The sequence below is a fragment of the Haloferax sp. Atlit-48N genome (genome assembly GCF_003383015.2).
In the GTDB taxonomy this organism is placed as follows: Archaea; Halobacteriota; Halobacteria; order Halobacteriales; family Haloferacaceae; genus Haloferax; species Haloferax volcanii.
In genome coordinates this window covers 1,248,975-1,266,368 of sequence record NZ_CP137689.1, presented here as the reverse complement: position 1 = coordinate 1,266,368, position 17,394 = coordinate 1,248,975, and the positions used below count along the sequence as shown (strand labels likewise).

The 17,394-nt window shown below is 69.2% G+C and carries 17 protein-coding genes; 8 read left to right on the top strand and 9 right to left on the bottom strand.

Features of this window, described 5'->3' with window-relative positions:
• Positions 1 to 26 precede the first annotated feature (26 nt).
• Positions 27 to 419 carry a response regulator transcription factor gene (locus DEQ67_RS06895; protein WP_006600324.1) on the top strand — a complete coding sequence of 131 codons (393 nt, stop codon included), beginning with the start codon at positions 27 to 29 and terminating at the stop codon, positions 417 to 419.
• Between the two features lie 29 nt (positions 420 to 448).
• Here DEQ67_RS06895 and DEQ67_RS06890 read toward each other — a convergent pair whose 3' ends face one another.
• Both DEQ67_RS06890 and DEQ67_RS06885 read right to left on the bottom strand, forming a co-directional pair.
• The gene (locus DEQ67_RS06890; protein WP_115891263.1) at positions 449 to 2,197 is read right to left on the bottom strand and encodes a bacterio-opsin activator domain-containing protein; all 1,749 of its coding nucleotides are present in this window, start codon (positions 2,195 to 2,197) and stop codon (positions 449 to 451) included.
• A gap of 141 nt (positions 2,198 to 2,338) precedes the next feature.
• Positions 2,339 to 4,354: a PAS domain S-box protein gene (locus DEQ67_RS06885; RefSeq protein ID WP_004063503.1), complete on the bottom strand. Its 2,016-nt coding sequence runs from the start codon at positions 4,352 to 4,354 to the stop codon at positions 2,339 to 2,341.
• 405 nt (positions 4,355 to 4,759) lie between these two features.
• Between DEQ67_RS06885 and DEQ67_RS06880 the strand changes: the two genes are divergently transcribed.
• Together DEQ67_RS06880 and DEQ67_RS06875 are read left to right on the top strand one after the other, a co-directional pair.
• Positions 4,760 to 5,062 carry a UPF0058 family protein gene (locus DEQ67_RS06880; protein ID WP_004063505.1) on the top strand — a complete coding sequence of 101 codons (303 nt, stop codon included), beginning with the start codon at positions 4,760 to 4,762 and terminating at the stop codon, positions 5,060 to 5,062.
• A gap of 83 nt (positions 5,063 to 5,145) precedes the next feature.
• The gene (locus DEQ67_RS06875; protein ID WP_006600327.1) at positions 5,146 to 6,888 is read left to right on the top strand and encodes a DNA mismatch repair protein MutS; all 1,743 of its coding nucleotides are present in this window, start codon (positions 5,146 to 5,148) and stop codon (positions 6,886 to 6,888) included.
• A 79-nt stretch (positions 6,889 to 6,967) separates the two neighbouring features.
• Here DEQ67_RS06875 and DEQ67_RS06870 read toward each other — a convergent pair whose 3' ends face one another.
• On the bottom strand, positions 6,968 to 7,189 hold the full coding sequence (locus DEQ67_RS06870) for a DUF7511 domain-containing protein (RefSeq protein ID WP_049896080.1): 222 nt from the start codon (positions 7,187 to 7,189) through the stop codon (positions 6,968 to 6,970).
• Positions 7,190 to 7,438: 249 nt separating this feature from the next.
• Here DEQ67_RS06870 and DEQ67_RS06865 point away from each other — a divergent pair, with 249 nt between their 5' ends.
• Positions 7,439 to 7,627 carry a DUF7576 family protein gene (locus DEQ67_RS06865; protein WP_004063509.1) on the top strand — a complete coding sequence of 63 codons (189 nt, stop codon included), beginning with the start codon at positions 7,439 to 7,441 and terminating at the stop codon, positions 7,625 to 7,627.
• 51 nt (positions 7,628 to 7,678) lie between these two features.
• Here the strand turns inward: DEQ67_RS06865 and DEQ67_RS06860 are convergent, their stop codons facing one another.
• The 3 genes from DEQ67_RS06860 to DEQ67_RS06850 all read right to left on the bottom strand — a co-directional run bounded on the left by DEQ67_RS06860 (position 7,679) and on the right by DEQ67_RS06850 (position 11,735).
• A complete protein-coding gene (locus DEQ67_RS06860) occupies positions 7,679 to 10,033 on the bottom strand; it encodes an ATP-dependent DNA helicase (protein WP_115802533.1) in 2,355 nt (784 codons plus the stop codon).
• A gap of 87 nt (positions 10,034 to 10,120) precedes the next feature.
• The gene (locus DEQ67_RS06855) at positions 10,121 to 10,507 is read right to left on the bottom strand and encodes an ArsR/SmtB family transcription factor (RefSeq protein ID WP_006600329.1); all 387 of its coding nucleotides are present in this window, start codon (positions 10,505 to 10,507) and stop codon (positions 10,121 to 10,123) included.
• A gap of 43 nt (positions 10,508 to 10,550) precedes the next feature.
• Positions 10,551 to 11,735 carry an MFS transporter gene (locus tag DEQ67_RS06850; RefSeq protein WP_115802532.1) on the bottom strand — a complete coding sequence of 395 codons (1,185 nt, stop codon included), beginning with the start codon at positions 11,733 to 11,735 and terminating at the stop codon, positions 10,551 to 10,553.
• A gap of 89 nt (positions 11,736 to 11,824) precedes the next feature.
• On the opposite strand from DEQ67_RS06850, the gene DEQ67_RS06845 reads away from it, so the two are divergent.
• Complete coding sequence (locus DEQ67_RS06845; RefSeq protein ID WP_304999675.1) at positions 11,825 to 13,261, top strand: NAD(P)H-hydrate dehydratase; 1,437 nt, start codon at positions 11,825 to 11,827, stop codon at positions 13,259 to 13,261.
• On the top strand, positions 13,258 to 13,785 hold the full coding sequence (gene moaC / locus DEQ67_RS06840; protein ID WP_115859964.1) for a cyclic pyranopterin monophosphate synthase MoaC: 528 nt from the start codon (positions 13,258 to 13,260) through the stop codon (positions 13,783 to 13,785). The genes DEQ67_RS06845 and moaC overlap by 4 nt, the downstream gene beginning before the upstream one ends.
• Positions 13,786 to 13,832: 47 nt before the next feature.
• Here moaC and hflX read toward each other — a convergent pair whose 3' ends face one another.
• Positions 13,833 to 15,134 (bottom strand): GTPase HflX, encoded by a 1,302-nt coding sequence (hflX, locus tag DEQ67_RS06835; RefSeq protein ID WP_006600331.1) that lies wholly within the window; start codon positions 15,132 to 15,134, stop codon positions 13,833 to 13,835.
• Between the two features lie 240 nt (positions 15,135 to 15,374).
• Between hflX and DEQ67_RS06830 the strand changes: the two genes are divergently transcribed.
• On the top strand, positions 15,375 to 15,704 hold the full coding sequence (locus tag DEQ67_RS06830) for an FUN14 domain-containing protein (protein WP_004063524.1): 330 nt from the start codon (positions 15,375 to 15,377) through the stop codon (positions 15,702 to 15,704).
• Positions 15,705 to 15,735: 31 nt separating this feature from the next.
• Here the strand turns inward: DEQ67_RS06830 and DEQ67_RS06825 are convergent, their stop codons facing one another.
• Positions 15,736 to 16,452 (bottom strand): ribosome assembly factor SBDS, encoded by a 717-nt coding sequence (locus DEQ67_RS06825; protein WP_004063525.1) that lies wholly within the window; start codon positions 16,450 to 16,452, stop codon positions 15,736 to 15,738.
• A gap of 109 nt (positions 16,453 to 16,561) precedes the next feature.
• Between DEQ67_RS06825 and DEQ67_RS06820 the strand changes: the two genes are divergently transcribed.
• On the top strand, positions 16,562 to 16,876 hold the full coding sequence (locus DEQ67_RS06820; RefSeq protein ID WP_004063526.1) for a NifU family protein: 315 nt from the start codon (positions 16,562 to 16,564) through the stop codon (positions 16,874 to 16,876).
• A gap of 126 nt (positions 16,877 to 17,002) precedes the next feature.
• Here DEQ67_RS06820 and trxA read toward each other — a convergent pair whose 3' ends face one another.
• Positions 17,003 to 17,338, bottom strand: a complete 336-nt coding sequence (gene trxA, locus DEQ67_RS06815; RefSeq protein WP_004043596.1) for a thioredoxin — start codon at positions 17,336 to 17,338, stop codon at positions 17,003 to 17,005.
• Between the last annotated feature and the right edge of the window lie 56 nt (positions 17,339 to 17,394).

Sequence of the window (17,394 nt, the reverse complement as noted above, 5' to 3'; positions counted from 1 at the left end):
GAGACACCGTAGCCACGGTCCGAGCCATGACACAGACTCACACTCACGACGCGCCGACCGTCCTCCTCGTCGACGACGAGGCCGCCCTCGCCGACAGCCTCGCGCTGTGGCTCGAACGACGCTACCGCGTCCGGGTCGCCTACACCGGGCGCGAGGCGCTCCAGTCGTTCGACGACGACGTCGACCTCGTCTTTCTCGACCGCAACCTCCCCGGTCTCTCCGGCGAGTCCGTCCTCGAAGAACTCCGCCGCCGAGCCGACCCGGCGTCGTTCGGCGTCGTCATGCTCAGCGCCACGCCCGACGACGAGCTAACCGCCCTCCCGGTCGACGACGTGCTCACGAAACCCGTCACCAAAGGCGACGTGTTCGACGCCGCCGCTCGACTCATCGACGACACGCCCGAAGCAACACTCGACTAACTCTCCTCGGTCGCTCGCTCCCGCCCGCCTCAGTCGTCCGCCGGCGCTGGATTCAGCTCGTCGAAATACGTCTCGATGAGCTTTCGCTCCGCCGTCCGGAGGTGCTCGTGGAGCGTGGGCGGCGAGATACCGAGCGAGTCGGCGACCTCCTCGGCCGTGCTCCCCCGGGGCCACTCGAAGTAGCCGGAGACGAGCGACGTTTCGAGGACCGTCCGCTGCCGGTCGGTCAGCTTCGAGTCGAGCGCCCGCCGGAAGGAGTCGGGCGACTGGACGGACCGCTCGACCTCGCGCTTCGCGACGACTGAGACGCCCGGTGCGGCCGTCGCCACCGCCTCCACGAGCGCGCCGTGGTCGGCGTCGGCCGCGACGCGGAGCGCGAGACTGCCGGTCCCTTCCGAGAGCGTCAGTTGCTCCACGCTCGCGCCGTGGTCGATGGCGGTCGAAAGCGCCGCCTCGGCGTCGGTGCGGAGTTCGACGACGGACTCCCCGTCGCCCTCGGAGACGACGCGGGCCTGCGAGACGCCGTCGGCGTCGACCGCGGCCGCGACCGCGTCGCTGCTCGACGCGCCCGCGACGCTGACGAAGCAAGCGAGACCGTCGTCAAGGCGGGTCACGCCGTCGAGCGAGAGTTGGCAGTCGAGCGCCGCCGAGAGGCGGGCGAGCACGCCGGCGTCGCGGCCGACCTGAAACTCCAGTTCGACGACGCTGTCGCCGTTGAGAAGCCGCTTGCTCTGGGTCGCGTTGATGCCGTTGCCGACGGTCGCCCCGAGGTCGGAAAACAGCCCCGCGGACTCGTCGTCGAAGCCGTCGGTCTCGTCGTAGACGACGAGCGCGCCGTACATCGTCTCGCGGTAGTCGATGGAAACACAGAGCGCCGAGACCGCGTCGAGGTCGTCGGCGTCGTCGCCGAGTACGGCCGCGCGGTGCGCCTCGGAGATATCCTCGAAGACGAAGCCGTCTTCGACCGCCCCGTCGACGCCGAACGCCTCGTCGACGAAGTCGAGGTCGACGCCCGCGGGGTCGAGACCGTGGCCCGCCGCCGCGGTACACCGCAGCGTGCCGGCGGCGGTGCGCCTGAGGACGACGGCGGCCTCGTGCGCGTCCGCGACCACGTCGCAGACGGTCTGTTCGATTTCGTCGCGGGTCCGCGCGTCGATGAGCGCCCGGTCGACGTCGCGGAGCAGTTCGTTCGTTCGGTTCAGGCGGTCGAGCTGCGCCTCGCGGTTTCGAATCGCCGCCTCGTGTTCGGCCCGCACCGCCTCCAAGCGACTGCGGAGGTCCGAAAGCGCCTCCGGCTCGCGAAGCTCCTCTACGTCGCGGCTGTCGAGCGCCGCCTCGGTGGATTCGAGCGCGAAGTACTCGCGGACCCCGGACTCGAACCCCGACCGAACGAGCAGCTCTTCGACCGTCTCTTTGACCTCCGACTCCGAGACGGGCTTGACGAGGTAGGCGTCGAACGGCATCTCGACGATATCGGTGTCCGGCTCGACCGCGGTCATCATCGCCACGCGGCAGTCGAGGCCGCGCTCGCGAATCTCTTCGAGCACGTCGTCGCCCGTGACGTTCGGCATCCGGCGGTCGAGGAGGACCACGTCGACCGTCTCGTCGAGTCGGCAGAGCGCTTCCGCTCCGCCGTAGGCTGTCTCGACGGCGAACCGCTCGCCGTCGAGCCAGTACCGGCAGGTGTCTGCGAGGTCCTCGTCGTCGTCGACGACGAGGACGACCTGCTCGGCGGCCCGCTGGTCGGGGCTCTCGCGCGCCGAGCGTTCGGTGACCATCGTATCGAACACACAGTAACGGCGGACGGTAATATATCTGCCCATCGAAACAGGTGGAATTTAGGCGGTACGGCGACCCGAGTCGGCGGTCTTCGCCGTCGGATTACTCCCCGACTGAAGCGGTCCTGTTCGGGGGCGAACTCACGCCCGCGGGAGCGTGACGACGAACGTGGCTCCGCCGCGGTCGTTGTCCTCGATTTCGACCGTGCCGCCGTAGCTCTCGACGATTTCGCGGACCAGAAACAGCCCGAAGCCGTTGCCCGGGTTCGACAGGTCCTCGATGCGCTGGTCGACGATGCGGTGTTTCTCCTCGTCGGGGACGCCCGGCCCGTTGTCGGAGACGCGGAGTTCGACCGCGTCGTCGCCGGCGGCCACCTCGACTTCGACCGCGGGGTCCGGCTTGTCGTTGTGCTGGACGGCGTTTTTCAGCAGGTGCTCGACGACCTCGTCCAGCAGGTCGTCGGCGACGACCGAGATCTCCGGCAGTCGCCCGACGGCGACGCTCGCGGCGTCGGACTCCCGCCGGAGCGACTCCACGCCGTGGCCGACCGCCTCGTCGATTCGGCGCGGGCGGAACTCGTGGGACTCGCGTTCGACGATGACTTTCATGAACGTCCGCATCGTCCCGACGAGTTCGGTCATCTCGCGGACGCGCCCCTGTATCGTGTCGAGGTGGGTCAGCCCCGCGTCGTCCACGAACTCCTCGACGATGTCCGCCCGCGCGCCGACCACGTTCAAGCCGTTGAGGAGGTTGTGGCGGATGATGCGGTTGACGAACTCCAGTCGCTCCTGTTCGCGTCGCAGCTCCCGCTCCCGCTCCTTGCGGGCGGTGATGTCGTGGCCTTCGAGGACCAGAAACGACACCTCGCCCTCGTCGTCGGTGACCGGCGTGACAGAGAAGTCGACGACGACCAGTCGGTCGGTGTTCTCGCGGTCGATTTCGACCTCGTAGCGGACGAACTCCCCGTCCGCCGCGCGGTCGAGGGCGGCCCGGAGGTCGGCGACGCGCTCGTCGTCGCCGCGCCACCACGGCGTCTCCCACGCCCGCGTCCCCACCAGGTCGTCGCGGTCGGCGTCGACGAGGTCGAGCGCGGCGTCGTTCACCCGGAGCACCGTGCCGTCTGGCTCGACCAGTCCGATGTACTGGACGGTGCTGTTGAACACCGCGTCGAGCTGTTGCTCGCGGCGCTTCCGCTCGGTCATATCGTGCGTTACCTTGGCGAAACCGATGACCTCGCCGGCGTCGTCGGTCAGGGCGGTGATGGTGACGGACGCCCAAAAGCGGGTGCCGTCGGCCCGGACGCGCCACCCCTCGTTTTCCGCCCGGCCCTCGGTCCGCGCTCGGTCGAGAAGGCGCTCGGGAAGGCCGTCTTCGGCGTCTTCGTCGGTGTAGAACGTCTCGATGTGTTTCCCGAGTATCTCGTCGGCGTCGTAGCCCTTGATGGCCGCCGCGCCGCGGTTCCAGCTCTCGACGCGCCCCGCGGCGTCGAGGCGGAACAGCGCGTACTCCTCGATGTTCTCGACGATGCGCGAAAACGCCTGCTCGCGGCGTTCGAGTTCGCGCTCGCGCTCCCGCCGGACGTGGGTGTCGATGCCGTGGGCGACGGCGTGGCCGAGGTTCGAAATCGGCTCGTCGAGCTCCGCGGTGAACGCCCGCTCGTGTTCGGCGTACATCGTGAGCACGCCGTAGCGGGCGCCGTCGTAGACGAGCGGCACCGACGCCGCCGAGCCGTAGCCGCGTTCGAGCGCCGGCTCTCGGAACGGGCCGAACGCCGGGTCGTCGGGGATGCTGTGGGTCGCCTGCACCGCGTTCGACCGGACCGCGCGGCCGACGGGACCGTTACCCTCGGGCCGGTCCGCCGCCACCGACACGTCTATCTCGTCGAGGTAGCCGTCCTCGTCGCCGGCCCACGCGGTCGGCTCCACGTCGCCGGTCGTCTCGTCGACGACGCCGACCCACGCGAACCGGAGTTCGTCGGTCTGAACGAGTCGCTCGCAGACCTGCCGTTCGATGTCCGCCCGCTCGGCGGCGTCGACGATGGTCTCGTTCACGTCCGCAATCACTTCGTTGAACGTCGCGAGGATGTCGAGCCGCTGGCGCAGTTCGCGCTCGGCCGCCGACGGCTCGTCGACCGACCGCGGAGAGCCGTCTGTCATCCCTCTCGACCCCCCCGCGGACCGGCGTCCCGTCGTGCGTGCATACCCCGACTCTAACCCCCACCGACTTGTGCGTTTCTCGGTCGGCTCGAATCGAACCTAACCACGTAGGGTCGTGAATTACTACTAACCGTTCCAATCGACTATATGGCCACAGTGACCTGCCCGGGTCACTCGTCGTGCCCGCACGCCCCCACGGCGGAATCGACAACCCACCCCCTCTCTCCGCCCAGGGGACGTGTCCCTGCCCAAACCCCAACTCCCTTTCCGCGGAATCGACCGACGAGCCGCGGGTGTTTCGTTCGTGTCTCCGACAGATACATTCATTTCTAGCCGAGGCAGATACAAGACCGAAAAAACGCTTCACCGCGTCATTTACCCCCGATGAGCACATACGTGCAACCAATGAAGAAAAACGAGCTCATCCACGTCCACTCGCTGCTCGTGGAAATCGCCACGGACTACCGCGACGGCGGGATACTCACGAGCGCCGACCTCGAACCGTACAACCGACTGGGAATCGGCCCGATGGCCCTCCGGGACTGCCGCGCCGACCACGAGCGCGCCGTCCGCACGCTCACGACCACCCTCGCGGTCTGCGCGGCCCGCGACCTCGACCGCGACGCGGAGGCGGTGCCCGGCCGACACCTGCTCCGGTCCGACGAGACGGCCAGCACGGACACCGACCAGCGCGCCCCCTCGTACTGAGTTTTCTTCGCGGCCCGCTCCTCGAACAGCGGCGGCACCGCCCGACGGGTGGACCTAAGAGCGCCCGGTGAGACGCCCCCGGTATGCGACTCGAAGACTACTGGGGCGTCGGCCCGAAGACCTCGGACCGACTGGAATCGGCGCTCGGCAGGGAGGGGGCGGTCGCCGCCATCGAGTCGGCCGACGTGCGGGCGCTCGTCGACGCCGGCGTCACCCGCGGGCGGGCGGTTCGCATCCTCCGCCGCGCCGACGGGCAGGCCGGCATCGACGCGCTGGCGACCCGCGACGCCCGCAACGTGTACGACGACCTGCTGTCGCTGGCGAGCGACCGCGCGCTGACCGAACACGCCGCCGACCGCATCCGCGTGTTGACGCCGCTGCCGACCGTCGAGGCCCGGCGCGACCGCCTCGATCGCATCCTCGCGGCGCGGGAGGCGTGGGCCGACCTCGACGACGACGCCCGCGACGCCATCGAGGCGGCGTTCCGCGACTACGACGAGGCCGGCGAGACCGAGCGCGCCGCCGTTCGCGCGGCGCTCGAACTCCGCGAGGCCGGACTTCGCGGCGAGCCGTTCGACGCGCTGGCGGAAGCCGACCCCGACGCCCTCCGCGATGCGCTCGGGGCGCTCGGCTACGTCGACAACGACGGCTCGGTCGCCGCGGGTGCCGACGACCGCCTCGACAGCCTGCGGAGCAGACTCGACACCGCGAAGGAACTCCAATCCGGCTCGTTCGACGTGCTCGAAACCGTCCAGTCGCGGGGCGTCCGCTCGCTGGACGACTTCCGCGCCGCGTTCGTCCAGTACGTCGCCCAAGAGACCGACCTCTCGCGCGGCGAGGTCGAGGCGGTCGCCGCCGAGGACGCCCGCGACGCGACCGACTTCGTGAGCGCGTCGCTCCGGGCGCTCGTCGAGGACCTCGAAGCCGACGCCGCCGCCCGCGAGGAGACCGTCGCGGAGGAGCTACGCGACCGCATCTGGGCCGCCCGCGACGACGTGGACCTCGCGGTCGAGGCCGTCGACGAGGTCGCGCTGTCGCTGTCGCTCGCGCGGTTCGCGGACGAGTACGACCTGACGCCGCCGGACATCGCCGAGACGGGGCTGGCGGTCTGCGGCGCGCGCAGCCTCTTTATCGACGACCCACAGCCGGTCTCCTACGCCGTCGGTGACCACGAACTCGCGTGCGCGTCGGGGCCGACGCCGCCGGTCGGTGACCGCGTGTCGGTCCTCACGGGGGCCAACAGCGGCGGGAAGACGACGCTCTTGGAGACGCTCTCGCAGGTCGCCATCCTCGCGTCGATGGGGCTTCCCGTCCCCGCGGAGTCGGCGGTCGTCGGCCGGTTCGACTCGGTCGTGTTCCACCGCCGGCACGCGAGCTTCAACGCGGGCGTGCTCGAATCGACGCTCAAGTCCATCGTCCCGCCGCTGTCGGGCGACGGGCGGACGCTGATGCTCGTCGACGAGTTCGAGGCCATCACCGAGCCGGGGCGCGCGGCCGACCTGCTCAACGGCCTCGTGAACCTCACCGTCGAGCGCGACGCCTTCGGCGTCTACGTCACGCACCTCGCGGACGAACTGAGCCCGCTGCCGCCGGAGGCGCGCATCGACGGCATCTTCGCCGAGGGGCTGACCGACGAGTTGGAACTGCGCGTGGACTACCAGCCGCGGTTCGGGACGGTCGGCAAGTCCACGCCGGAGTTCATCGTCTCGCGGCTGGTGGCGAACGCCCGCGACCGCGCCGAGCGCGCCGGCTTCGAGGCGCTGGCGGCGGCTGTGGGCGAAGAAGCGGTACAGAAAACGCTGTCCGACGCCGAGTTCGTCGACTGAGCCGACGCGGCGTCGAAGGGGGGCGAGCGGCGGCGGAAACGCTCGTCGGCGGCGCATCGACCGCGTCGGCGTCGACGACTCAGCACATCTCGTCGAGCGAGACGAACGCGTCGGCGTCGGCGGTCAACCACGCCTCCATCCGGTCGCAGCAGCTATCGCGTCGGGGGTAGACGGTGACCTGGTCCGGGCTCCCTCGATAGGAGACGACGACACTATGGAGGAAGCGGTCTCCGGTGGTATCCGCGCCGGCGCGGTCAGCGGTCCCTGCAACCGAGTTCTGAGATGCGGGCAGTTCGGACATTCGCCGTCACGTACACAAACGCGACCGTGATTACATAACCTTCACTAAGTGTGGTAGGCATTGACAATACCGGGGGGTTACAAAACGTTGCACCAAGTGGGAGTACGGAGTGATACATAGCCGTGCACACCGACGCGCAGGTGTGGATTCCACAGTTTCGTTGCGTCGGGCGCGCTGTCTGGCGCGCCGTCGGGCGACTTCTGCCGGCGGAGACGGGTTGAAGTGCCCGGAACCGCCATCTGGGTGTCAATGGTCGATCCCACGTCCGATTTGGAAGCGAACGTAGACCCGGAAGACGCCCCGACCTGCGCGACGTGCGGGGAGCCGATTGCGAACAACCCGACGCATCACGTCGTTACGTGGGTCGAAGACGACGCTGTGCAGGCGCGGCACTTCTGCGACGACGACTGCCGGGACGCGTGGGACGACGAACGCTGACGCTCTCCTGACGACTGTCCGCTCGCCGCCGCGGCGCGACCCCGGCCGCGACTACTCGACCGACGACCAGAACTGGTCGAGGCCGAAGCCGAGCATGTCCGGGCTGACGGGTCTGAACTCCTCGCGCTCCTGTGCCGGTAGGTAGTCGCGGACGCCGTTCCACGAGTCGCGGGCGTACCGAGCGTCGACGAAGACGCGGACGCCGACCTCGTCGGTGCCGCGGATGACGCGCCCGATGGCCTGTCGCGCCTTTCTGACCGCGGGAACGGTCAAGGCCGTCTCGAAGCCGTCTCCGAACTCGCGGTCGTAGGCGGTCTTCACCGCGCGGGTCCGCGGCGACGACGTGTTGATGAGCGGGACGCCGCAGACGACCGCGGCCGAGAGTTTGTCGCCGCTGTAATCGACGCCCTCGGTGAGCGTGCCGCGGAGGCTCGTCACGAGCACTTTCCCCTCGCCGCCGAAGAAGTCGCGCTTGAGTCGCTCCGTCGCACCGTCGTCGGACGACTCGTCGAGGAGGACGGGCTTATCGACGCGGGCTTCGAGCGCGCCCGCCATCCACTCGGCTTCGGCGTAGTTCGGCATCCCGACGAGGACGTTGCCCGGCGACCGCTCGCACACCTCGACCGCGGCGTCGGTGTACGCCAGTCGCGTCTCGTTTTCCTCGCCGGGCGGCCCGCGGTTGCTGTGGGTGAACTTCGGCACGTCGACGGCGAAGCTCGCGCGGTTCGACTCGGGGAAGCCGAGGCCGAACGTCCGCTCGGCCACCGGGCGGCCGTCGTCGGCGAGGGCGTCGAGGCCGGTCACGCGCCGGAACACGTCGATGGGTTCGAGCGTCGCGCTCATGAGGACGCCGCCGCCGAAGTCGCCGAGGCGCTCCGCGATGGCCTCGCCGGGGACGCAGTTGTGGACCGACAGCCGGGCGTTGTACGCGCGCCGCCACGACTCCGGCGGCTCCATCTCGTCCCACGTCCGTTCGAGTTCGATTTCGCGGAAGTGCTTCTCGTGGTCGGCGTAGGCCCACGTCGAAAGCGCCCGCCCCGCCGCGGGGGCGGCCCGGCGCTTGTCGTCCTCTTCGACCGAGTCGAGGATGCGGGCGACCGCCGAGCCGGTCGCCTCGGCGCGGACCCACGTTCCCTCGTCGTGGCCCCTTTCCTCGGCCCACTCGGTGAGTTCGTCGACGCCGGGCTCCTCGGGGTCGCGGAGCGGGAGCTCCTCGTCGTCGAGTTCGGTCGGGTCGGCGCGCCAGCCGCCGTACTCGCGGTCGAGATGGGCGGTCACGCGCCGGTCGAGCTCCTCGCGGAGGTCGCGGATGAAGTCGCGGGTCTCCTCCAGTTCGCGGAGCGTCACGTCGGCCTCCTGAAGCTCCCCGCGGACGAGGTCGGCGTCGACGGTGGACTTGCCGGCGTCGTCGAACTTCACGGGCTGGATGACGCGCGTGAACTCGCTTTCGGCGTCGCGGAGCGTCCGGTCGCCGACGCCGACGGAGACGAGGTCGCGGACGCGGGGTTCGAGCATGTGGGCCTCGTCGCAGATGACGAACGTCGAGTCGTCGACGAGCGCGCCGGTGAACGTGCCGACGGTCGTCGGGTCGAACGCGTGGTAGTAGTTGCCGACGACGACCTCGACGTGGGGCAACAGCGCGCCCATCACGGAGTGCGGACACGACCCCGCGCCCGCGGCCAGCGAGACGAGGTCTTCGGTCCCGACGAGTCCCTTGTCGTCGAAGTCGAAGGGGACGGCCTCGATTGGGTCGCCGTCCTCGGGGAGGTCAGCGAGGAAGTTCGCGTAAAAGGGGCAGTACTCCACGTCCTCGTACTCCGGCATCGACGTCGGGTACGGCGTCGGGTCGCCCGCGGTTTCGAGGTAGTCCGGGCCCGCGGCCGTCGAGCCGGTGTCGAGGAGGCCGGTCTGTTGCTCGCGGGCGTCTTTGGCGAGCGCCTCGGCGCTGGTCCGGCCGCCGTCGCCGACGAGCCCGCGGGTCCGGTCGCGGAGGGCTTCACAGCGGTCGTAGACGGTCGCGTCGTCGATGCCGCCGCAGCCCTCGCGGCTGTAAGGACACACGTCGGACTTGCCGACGAGCGTGAGCCCCGAGACGGGCTTCCAGTCGGTCGGGAGGTTCTCGTTGATGGTTCGGAGGTCGGCCTCGAACTGCCGGAGCTGTTGCTTGACGCTCGTGAGGACGAAGACGCGCTCGTAGTCGGAGTCGGGGTCGCGGACGAGGTCGATGCCGGCGGTGAGCGCGAGCATCGTCTTGCCGGTCCCGCACGCGCCCTCAACGACGGCGAACCCGTCGTCTCGGGCGGTCTGTATCGCGGTTTCGATTCCGTCGGCCTGCTCCGGGTACGCCTCCGGGTGGCCGAACACCTCCTGCCAGGTCACGCTCTGTGGTCCAGTTGCGACGGCCATAGGGGTGTCGGTGACTGGTCGCGGACCCGTACTTGAACGTTCGCGCGAGAGCGAGCCCCCGGCGCACGGGACGCGAGGCGAACCGAGCTATTCGAGGAACGCGGAGACGACCTCAGCGAAGGCCTCGCGGTCGTCCCCGTCGCCGCCGATACAGACGACGAACGGGGCGGCGGCGGCGTACACTTTCATCTCGCGACCCTTCTCTGAGTAGCGGGTGTCGGCGACGCGGACGAGGTCTGCGCCGATGAGGTTCCCGAGATGGTGGCGAGTGTTCTGGACGGAGGTGTCGACCCGCGTCGCGAGTTCGGTCGCCGTCGCGGGCGACTCTTGCAGACACGACAGCAGGTCGCGGGCGGTGTCACAGGAGAGGCTCCCGAGGAGTTGCGCCGTCTCGTCGTCGTCGAGCCAGTGAACCCGGGGGTCTGACTCACCGGTCGTATCGACGCTCCCGTCAGTCGGCCGCGACCCTGACATACAACTGACATCACGGGTGGGGGGAAGTAAATCGTTTCGTCTATCAGTCACTCGATAGGTCGGCCCGGTCGACACCGGGGAGCCGGTTCACCGCGTAGAGGACGGCGAGCGCGGCGACGAACACCGCGAGCCCCCCGGCGAGCGTCCGAAACACCGCCTCGAAGGCGTAGTTCGCCTCGGTCAGGAAGCCGACCGCGCCGCTCCCGTTGGCCTCCAAGAGGAGCGCCGCGCCGCTGAAGACGGCGTAGGCGCTCCCGCGGGCGTCGCTCGGCAGCGACGAGAGCATGAACGTGTCCAGCGCGGGAAACAGGCTGTGGATGACGTAGCCGAGCACCGCGACGACGGCCGCGACGGCGACGAAGCCCTGCGCGTACGTCAGGGCGACGAGCGCGCCGATGAAAGCGACGAGCAGGCCGAAGATGTACGGGACGTGCGGGAGGTTGTCCGCGAGGCGGCCCGACAGCGAGAACGCGGGGACGCCGGCCGCGAAGACGATAGTGAGCATCGTGCTCGCGGTGGCGGCGTCGAACGCCTTCGCCTGCGTCATGTACGACACGAGGAAGTTGAACAGGCCCTGCCAGACGAACCCCGCGGGCGCGATGAGGAGGATGCCCGTGAGGATGAGCTTCCAGTGGCCGAGCGCGGCGGAGAAGTCGCGGTCCGCGCCCGTGCCGGCCCCCGCGCTCCCGTCGCGGGAGACGGCGTAGAGCAGGAGCGTCACGAGCGCGCCGGCGGCCGCCAGCACCCAGAACGTCTCGCGCCACGAGTACGACGCGAGGATGAAGACGACGACGGGCGCGGCGACGACGGCGGCGACCTGACTGGCCGCGCCGTGGATGCCGACCATGCGGCCGACGCGCTCGGGGTACAGTTCGCCGACGAGCGGGGTCGCGGAGACGAAGTACGCGCCCGAGGCGAGGCCGAGGCCGAACGCGCCGATTTGGAGCGTCAGCACCGACGTCGCGCTCGCGGTGAACGCCGCGGCGACGACGAGGAGCGTCCCCGACCCGAGGACGACCTTCGACCGCGAGACGCGCGTGAGGAGGTAGCCGACGGGAATGCGCGGGATGGCGGTCCCGAGCCAGACGAGGCTCGTCACGACGCCGATGGTCGCCGGGCCGACAGAAAACTGGGTCTGGAGCGTCTCGACGAGCGGCGGGAACGCGACGCGGCCGAAGTTGACGAGGAAGACGAGTCCGCAGAGAGTTCCGAAGAGGCGGCGAGTCACTACCTCGAACTCAGTCGCCCCCGAGTCAAACGTTGCGAATCCGACCCGCGACCACATGTGTTAACGCGCCGCCGGGCGAACGGGGGCGTATGATTACGAGTCGACGCATGGCCGCGGTCGACCTGAACGCCGAGGCGCTCGGCGTGCCGCGGAAACAGCTCATGGAGTCGAGCGGGAACGCCGTCGCGCGGGCGTGCCGCGACCTCGCGGACCCCGGCGCGTCGGTCGCAGTCGTCGCCGGCCGCGGCAACAACGGCGGCGACGCGCTCGTCGCCGCGCGGTTCCTGAAGGCGTACGACGTGACCGTCCACCTGCTCGGCCGCCCCGAGACGATTTCGACCGACATCGCCCGCGAGAACTGGGACGCCCTCGTCGCGGGCGAGGCCGACCGCCGGACCGTCACCGACTCGGCCGCCGTCGACCTCGGTGACCCCGACCTCGTCGTGGATGCGATGCTCGGCACCGGCGTCACCGGCGCGCTCCGCGAACCCGAGGCGACGGCCGCGCGCGCCATCAACGAGTCGTCCGCGACCGTCCTCGCGGTGGACGTGCCCTCCGGCGTCGACGCCGACACGGGCGACGCGGCGGGCCTCGTTGTCGATGCGGACCGGGTCGTCACCTTCCACGACGACAAGCCCGGTCTCGGTGACCTCGACTGCGAGGTCGTCGTCGCCGACATCGGCATCCCCGAGGCCGCCGAGTTGTTCACCGGTCCCGGCGACCTCCTCGCGCTCGACCGCGACGCCCAGAGCCACAAGGGCGACCACGGCGACGTGCTCGTCGTCGGCGGCGGTCCGTACACCGGCGCGCCCGCGCTCGCCGCGCAGTCGGCCCTCAGAGCCGGCGCGGACCTCGCCCGCGTCGCCTGCCCCGAGACCGTCGCCCGCGAGGTGCAGGGTTACTCGGAGAACCTCATCGTCCGCGGCTTCTCGGGCGACCGACTCGCGCCCGAACACGTCCCCGACCTACTCGATTTCGCCGCCGACCGCGACGCCGTCGTCTTCGGCCCCGGCCTCGGCGACGCCGACGAGTCGCTCGCCGCGGTCCGGGAGTTCCTCGCCGCCTACGAGGGGACCGCCGTCGTCGACGCCGACGCGCTTCAGGTCGTCCCCGAGGTCGACACCGAGGCGACGCTCATCTGTACGCCCCATCAGGGAGAGTTGCGGAAGATGGGCGGCGAGACCGACGCCGACTGGGAGACGCGGAGCGACCTCGTCCGCGAGTTCGCCGCCGACCTCGGCCACACGCTCCTCGTGAAGGGCGCGTACGACGTGGTTTCAGACGGCGACGCGGTCCGCGTCAACCGGACCGGGAACCCCGGCATGACCGTCGGCGGCACTGGAGACGTGCTGGCGGGGACGACCGGCGCGCTCGCGGCCGTCCTGCCCCCGCTCGACGCGGCCGCGGTCGCAGCCTACGCGAACGGCCGCGCGGGCGACCTCGCCGCCGACGAGTTCGGCGGCGGCCTCGTCGCCACCGACCTGCTCGAACGACTGCCCGCGGCCCTGCGGGGTGACGACGAATGAGCGACGAGCGCGCCGGTGCGGAGTCGAACGAGTCGGCCGACGGCGACGACCGCGACCTGACGCACGTCGACGAGGAGGGTAACGTCCAGATGGTCGACGTGGGCGCGAAGCCCGACAGCCGCCGCCGGGCGGTCGCCCGCGGGACCATCCACCTCAGTGCCTCCACGGTGCGGGCCATCCGCGACGACGAAATCGGAAAGGGCGACGTGTTGGCGACCGCCCGAATCGGCGCGATTCAGGCCGTCAAACACACGTGGGAGACGATTCCGATGTGCCACCAGATACCCATCACGAACGTCGACACCGAGTTCGAGGTGGGAGACGAGTCGGTCGCGCTCTCCGTCACGGTCGGCACGACCGGGAAGACGGGCTGTGAGATGGAGGCGTTAGAGGGCGTGACGACCGGACTCAACGTCGTCTGGGACATGGTGAAGGCCGCGGAGAAAGACGACGACGGCCAGTATCCGGGGACGCGAATCTCGGACGTGGAGGTCGTCACGAAGGAGAAAACGACGCTCGACTGAGCCGAGCCGAATCGGCGGGGCGGTGGGGCCAGCGTTGGGGACGCGACTCAGGCCGAGTCGGCCGGCACGGAGAGGTCGGACGCCTTCGCCCGCGCCTTCTCGACGATTGCCGGGCGCGCCTCGAACTCGACGTGGACCTGTTCGCCCTCGTACTCCTCGGTCTCGACGTGGGCGTGGTCGTAGAGCCACGAGACGAGGCTCATCGTGTCGTCTGCCATCGGCAACAGGAGGCGCTCGCGCTCCCACGCGGGCAGTTCGTCCTCGACGCGGGCGGCCAGTTCCTCGACGTTCTCGCCGGTCAGCCCCGAGACGGCGACGGGGTTGGGCGCGAGCGCCGACAGCGCCGCGCGCTTTTCGTCGAGTTCCGCCGCGTCGACCTTGTCCACCTTGTTGAACACGGTCACGATGGGCGCTTCGTTGCGCTCGTAGAGCGTGTCGTGGCTCGTGACGAGCTTTTCGCGCATCTCCTCGACGGGCTCGGAGGCGTCCACGACGAGCAACACGAGGTCGGCCCGGTAGACCGAATCGAGCGTGGACTTGAACGACTCCACCAGCCAGTGGGGGAGGTCCGAGACGAACCCGACCGTGTCGGTGAGAAGCACGTCTCGCTTGCCCGTCTCGGCGCGGCGCGTGGTCGTCCCGAGCGTCGTAAACAGCTTGTCTTGGGACTCCGCGGTCGGGTCGAGGTCCGGGTGGAGGTCGTCGTTCTGGCCGACTTCGAGGTCGGCGGCGAGCCGTTGCATCAGCGTCGACTTCCCGGCGTTCGTGTAGCCAGCGAGGGCGACGAGGTCGAAGCCGGATTCGCGGCGCTGTTCGCGCCGGGTCTCCTCTTTGTCCGCGATGGCGTCCAGTTCGTTCTTGATGCGCGAAATCTGGGCCTTGATGTCCTGCTCGCGGCTCTCGTCGTACTCGCCGAGGCCCATGAAGCCGGGGCGCTCGTCGCGCTTCGCCAGCGACGCCTTCGCCTCGGCGCGGGGCAGTTCGTAGCGTAGCTCGGCGAGTTCGACCTGCAACTGCGCCTTGCGGGTGTTCGCCCGCTGGCCGAAGATGTCGAGGATGAGCGTGAAGCGGTCGATGACCTCCGCGTCGTCCGGGAGCTTCTGGGCGATGTTGTACGTCTGGTAGGGGCCAAGCCGGTTGTCGAAGACGACGGCGGCGGCGTCCTCGCGCGCGACGAGCGACGCTAACTCGCCGACTTTCCCCTCGCCGAAGTGGAACGCGGCGTCCTCCTCGCGGGTTTGCGTGAGTTCACCGACAACTTCGTAGCCCGCCGCGCGGGCGAGGTCGGAAATCTCCGTGAGGTCGGCGTCGCCGCGGTCGACGCGCTTCGCGACGATGACGCGACTCATCGCCGCACCTCGATTGTGGGGTACGTAGCCTGCACTGTGTCAGTCGGTACTAGCCGCCGGAGGCACTTAAGCCCCGCTCGGCCGGGGTCACGCGTCGAGATGGCGTCCCGTCACCTCCCGTTCCATGGCCGCGTTTGGTCGCCGGGACTCTTGTAGGTTGCCCGGGCGCGACCTGACAGTTCGATGATGGCGACAGTCTCCTCACAAATCACTTATGCCGACGGGCGGGATGTTCGCCGTATGGACCCCTTACAACTGAGCATCGACCCGCAGCAGCTCGGCATCGAGTTCGGGAGCGGGGCCGTCATCGGCGGCATCATCGGCTTCGCGGCGAAGAAAATCGCCAAGCTCATCGCCGTCATCGTCGGTCTCGAACTCGCCGTGTTCAAATTCCTCGAATCGCGGGGCATCATCACCGTCGACTGGGAGCGCCTCACCGGCGGCCTCGTGAGCGCCACGCAGGACGCCGCGACCGGCGCGCCGCCGGACTGGATTTCGACGATTCTCTCGACGCTGTCCGTCTCCGCCGGCTTCTCCGGCGGCTTCCTCGTCGGCTTCAAGAAAGGATAATCGACGCGTCTCGAGGACGCGCTGTCCCGTCTCAGAGTTCGTCTTCGTCCTTGACGATGCGCGTCTCGGCCGTGCCGCTCGTGATGTTGTTCACCTTGTCGTAGAAGTCGTTTTGCATCCCCGCGGGGAACGTGATGACGCCGACCCACGAGCCGTCGTTCTGCCACTCCTCGCGTTCGAGGTCGCCGTAGCTCCGAATCTGCGCCTGTCCGCTGCCGGCGTACTCGGCGGGGAGTTGGACGGCGACGGTGACCTCGGCGAACTTGATGGGCAACACGGGGCGGAGCGCGTCGAGCGCGTCGTCGACCTGCGACTCGACGGGCTCCATCGGGTCGATTTTGAAGCCGGCCTCTTCGAGCGCGCGCTCGATTCGCTCCGGCGGGTGCGGCGAGTCGTTCATCTGGGGGTTGACCGCGTTGCGGGCGATGCGGTTGATGAGCGACTTGCGCTTCTGTTCTTGCATCTCGCGGCGCTGTTCGGCCGTGATTTGAATCTCTCCCTGTTTGACGACCTCGGGGATGATCTCCAGCGGGTCGGTCGTCCCGAACACCTTCTCGAGGTCGTTCTCGGCGGGGCGGTCGCCGCGGGAGGCGTCCTCGAACACGTCTTCGGCGGCGATGACCTCTTCGAGGTCGCCGTCGAACTCGCCGCGCTTTATCGAGAGCGCCGCGTCCGGGTCGATGAGCACCTCGAACCGCGCGCCGTGAGATTCCAGGCGGGCCGTGACTGCCTCGTCGAGTGAAATCATAGCTTCCGATTCTCTCTCCGTGGTAAAAAGCCCTCGGCGGCGTCACGCAAAATTCGCTGCGGCCCCGTTCGGAGCAATCGTTATGCTCGCCCGCGCCCCACGTCTTCGTATGAGTTCGCAGGCGTCGGAGAAGTCCCTCGAAGAACGGCTCGACCTGTTCATGCGGCGGAACTTCCCCCAAATCGAGATGCACGGCGGCGACGCGGGTATCGAGGCCATCGACGAGGAGACCGGCGAGGTGTGGATTTCCCTCACCGGCGCGTGTTCCGGCTGCGGTATCTCCCCGATGACGATTCAGGCGCTGAAGTCGCGCATGGTCGCCGAGTTCGAGGAGATAGACGCGGTCCACGCCTCGACCGGCGGCTTCTACGACGACGAGCCGGGCGCGGGGTTCGAACCCGACGTGTCCGACGCGCCCTTCTGAGCGGCCTTCTACCATCGCCTTTCGACCGAGCCGACCCCACGAGCGACGACGCTCCGAGCGCGCGCCGCGCCGTCGCTCGCCGTGAGAGATAAACGGAGAATCGGGCCGAACGGAGCTGGCGCCCGCTTACGCGGCGGCTTCGATGATGTCGACGAGGTCCTCTTTGCTCTGGACGCCGATGACCTCTTTGACCTGCTCGCCGCCGGCGTAGAACTGGAGGGTCGGGACGCTGCGAATCCCCTGCTCGCGGGCCAGCTCTTGGAGTTCGTCGATGTCGACCTTGGCGACGACGGCGTCGGTCTCCTCCGCGATTTCCTTCACGGTGGGCTCGAGCATCTTACACGGGCCGCACCAGTCGGCGTGGTAGTCCACGAGAACGACCGCGCTGTCGGCGACGAGTTCGTCGAGTTGGTCCGAACTCTCGATATGGATAGGCGCGTCGGTTGTCTTCGGAGTGCTCATATCTCCACGTATCGGCGCGACACTCTTACCCATTGCGCCTGTTTGCGCGGCGACGC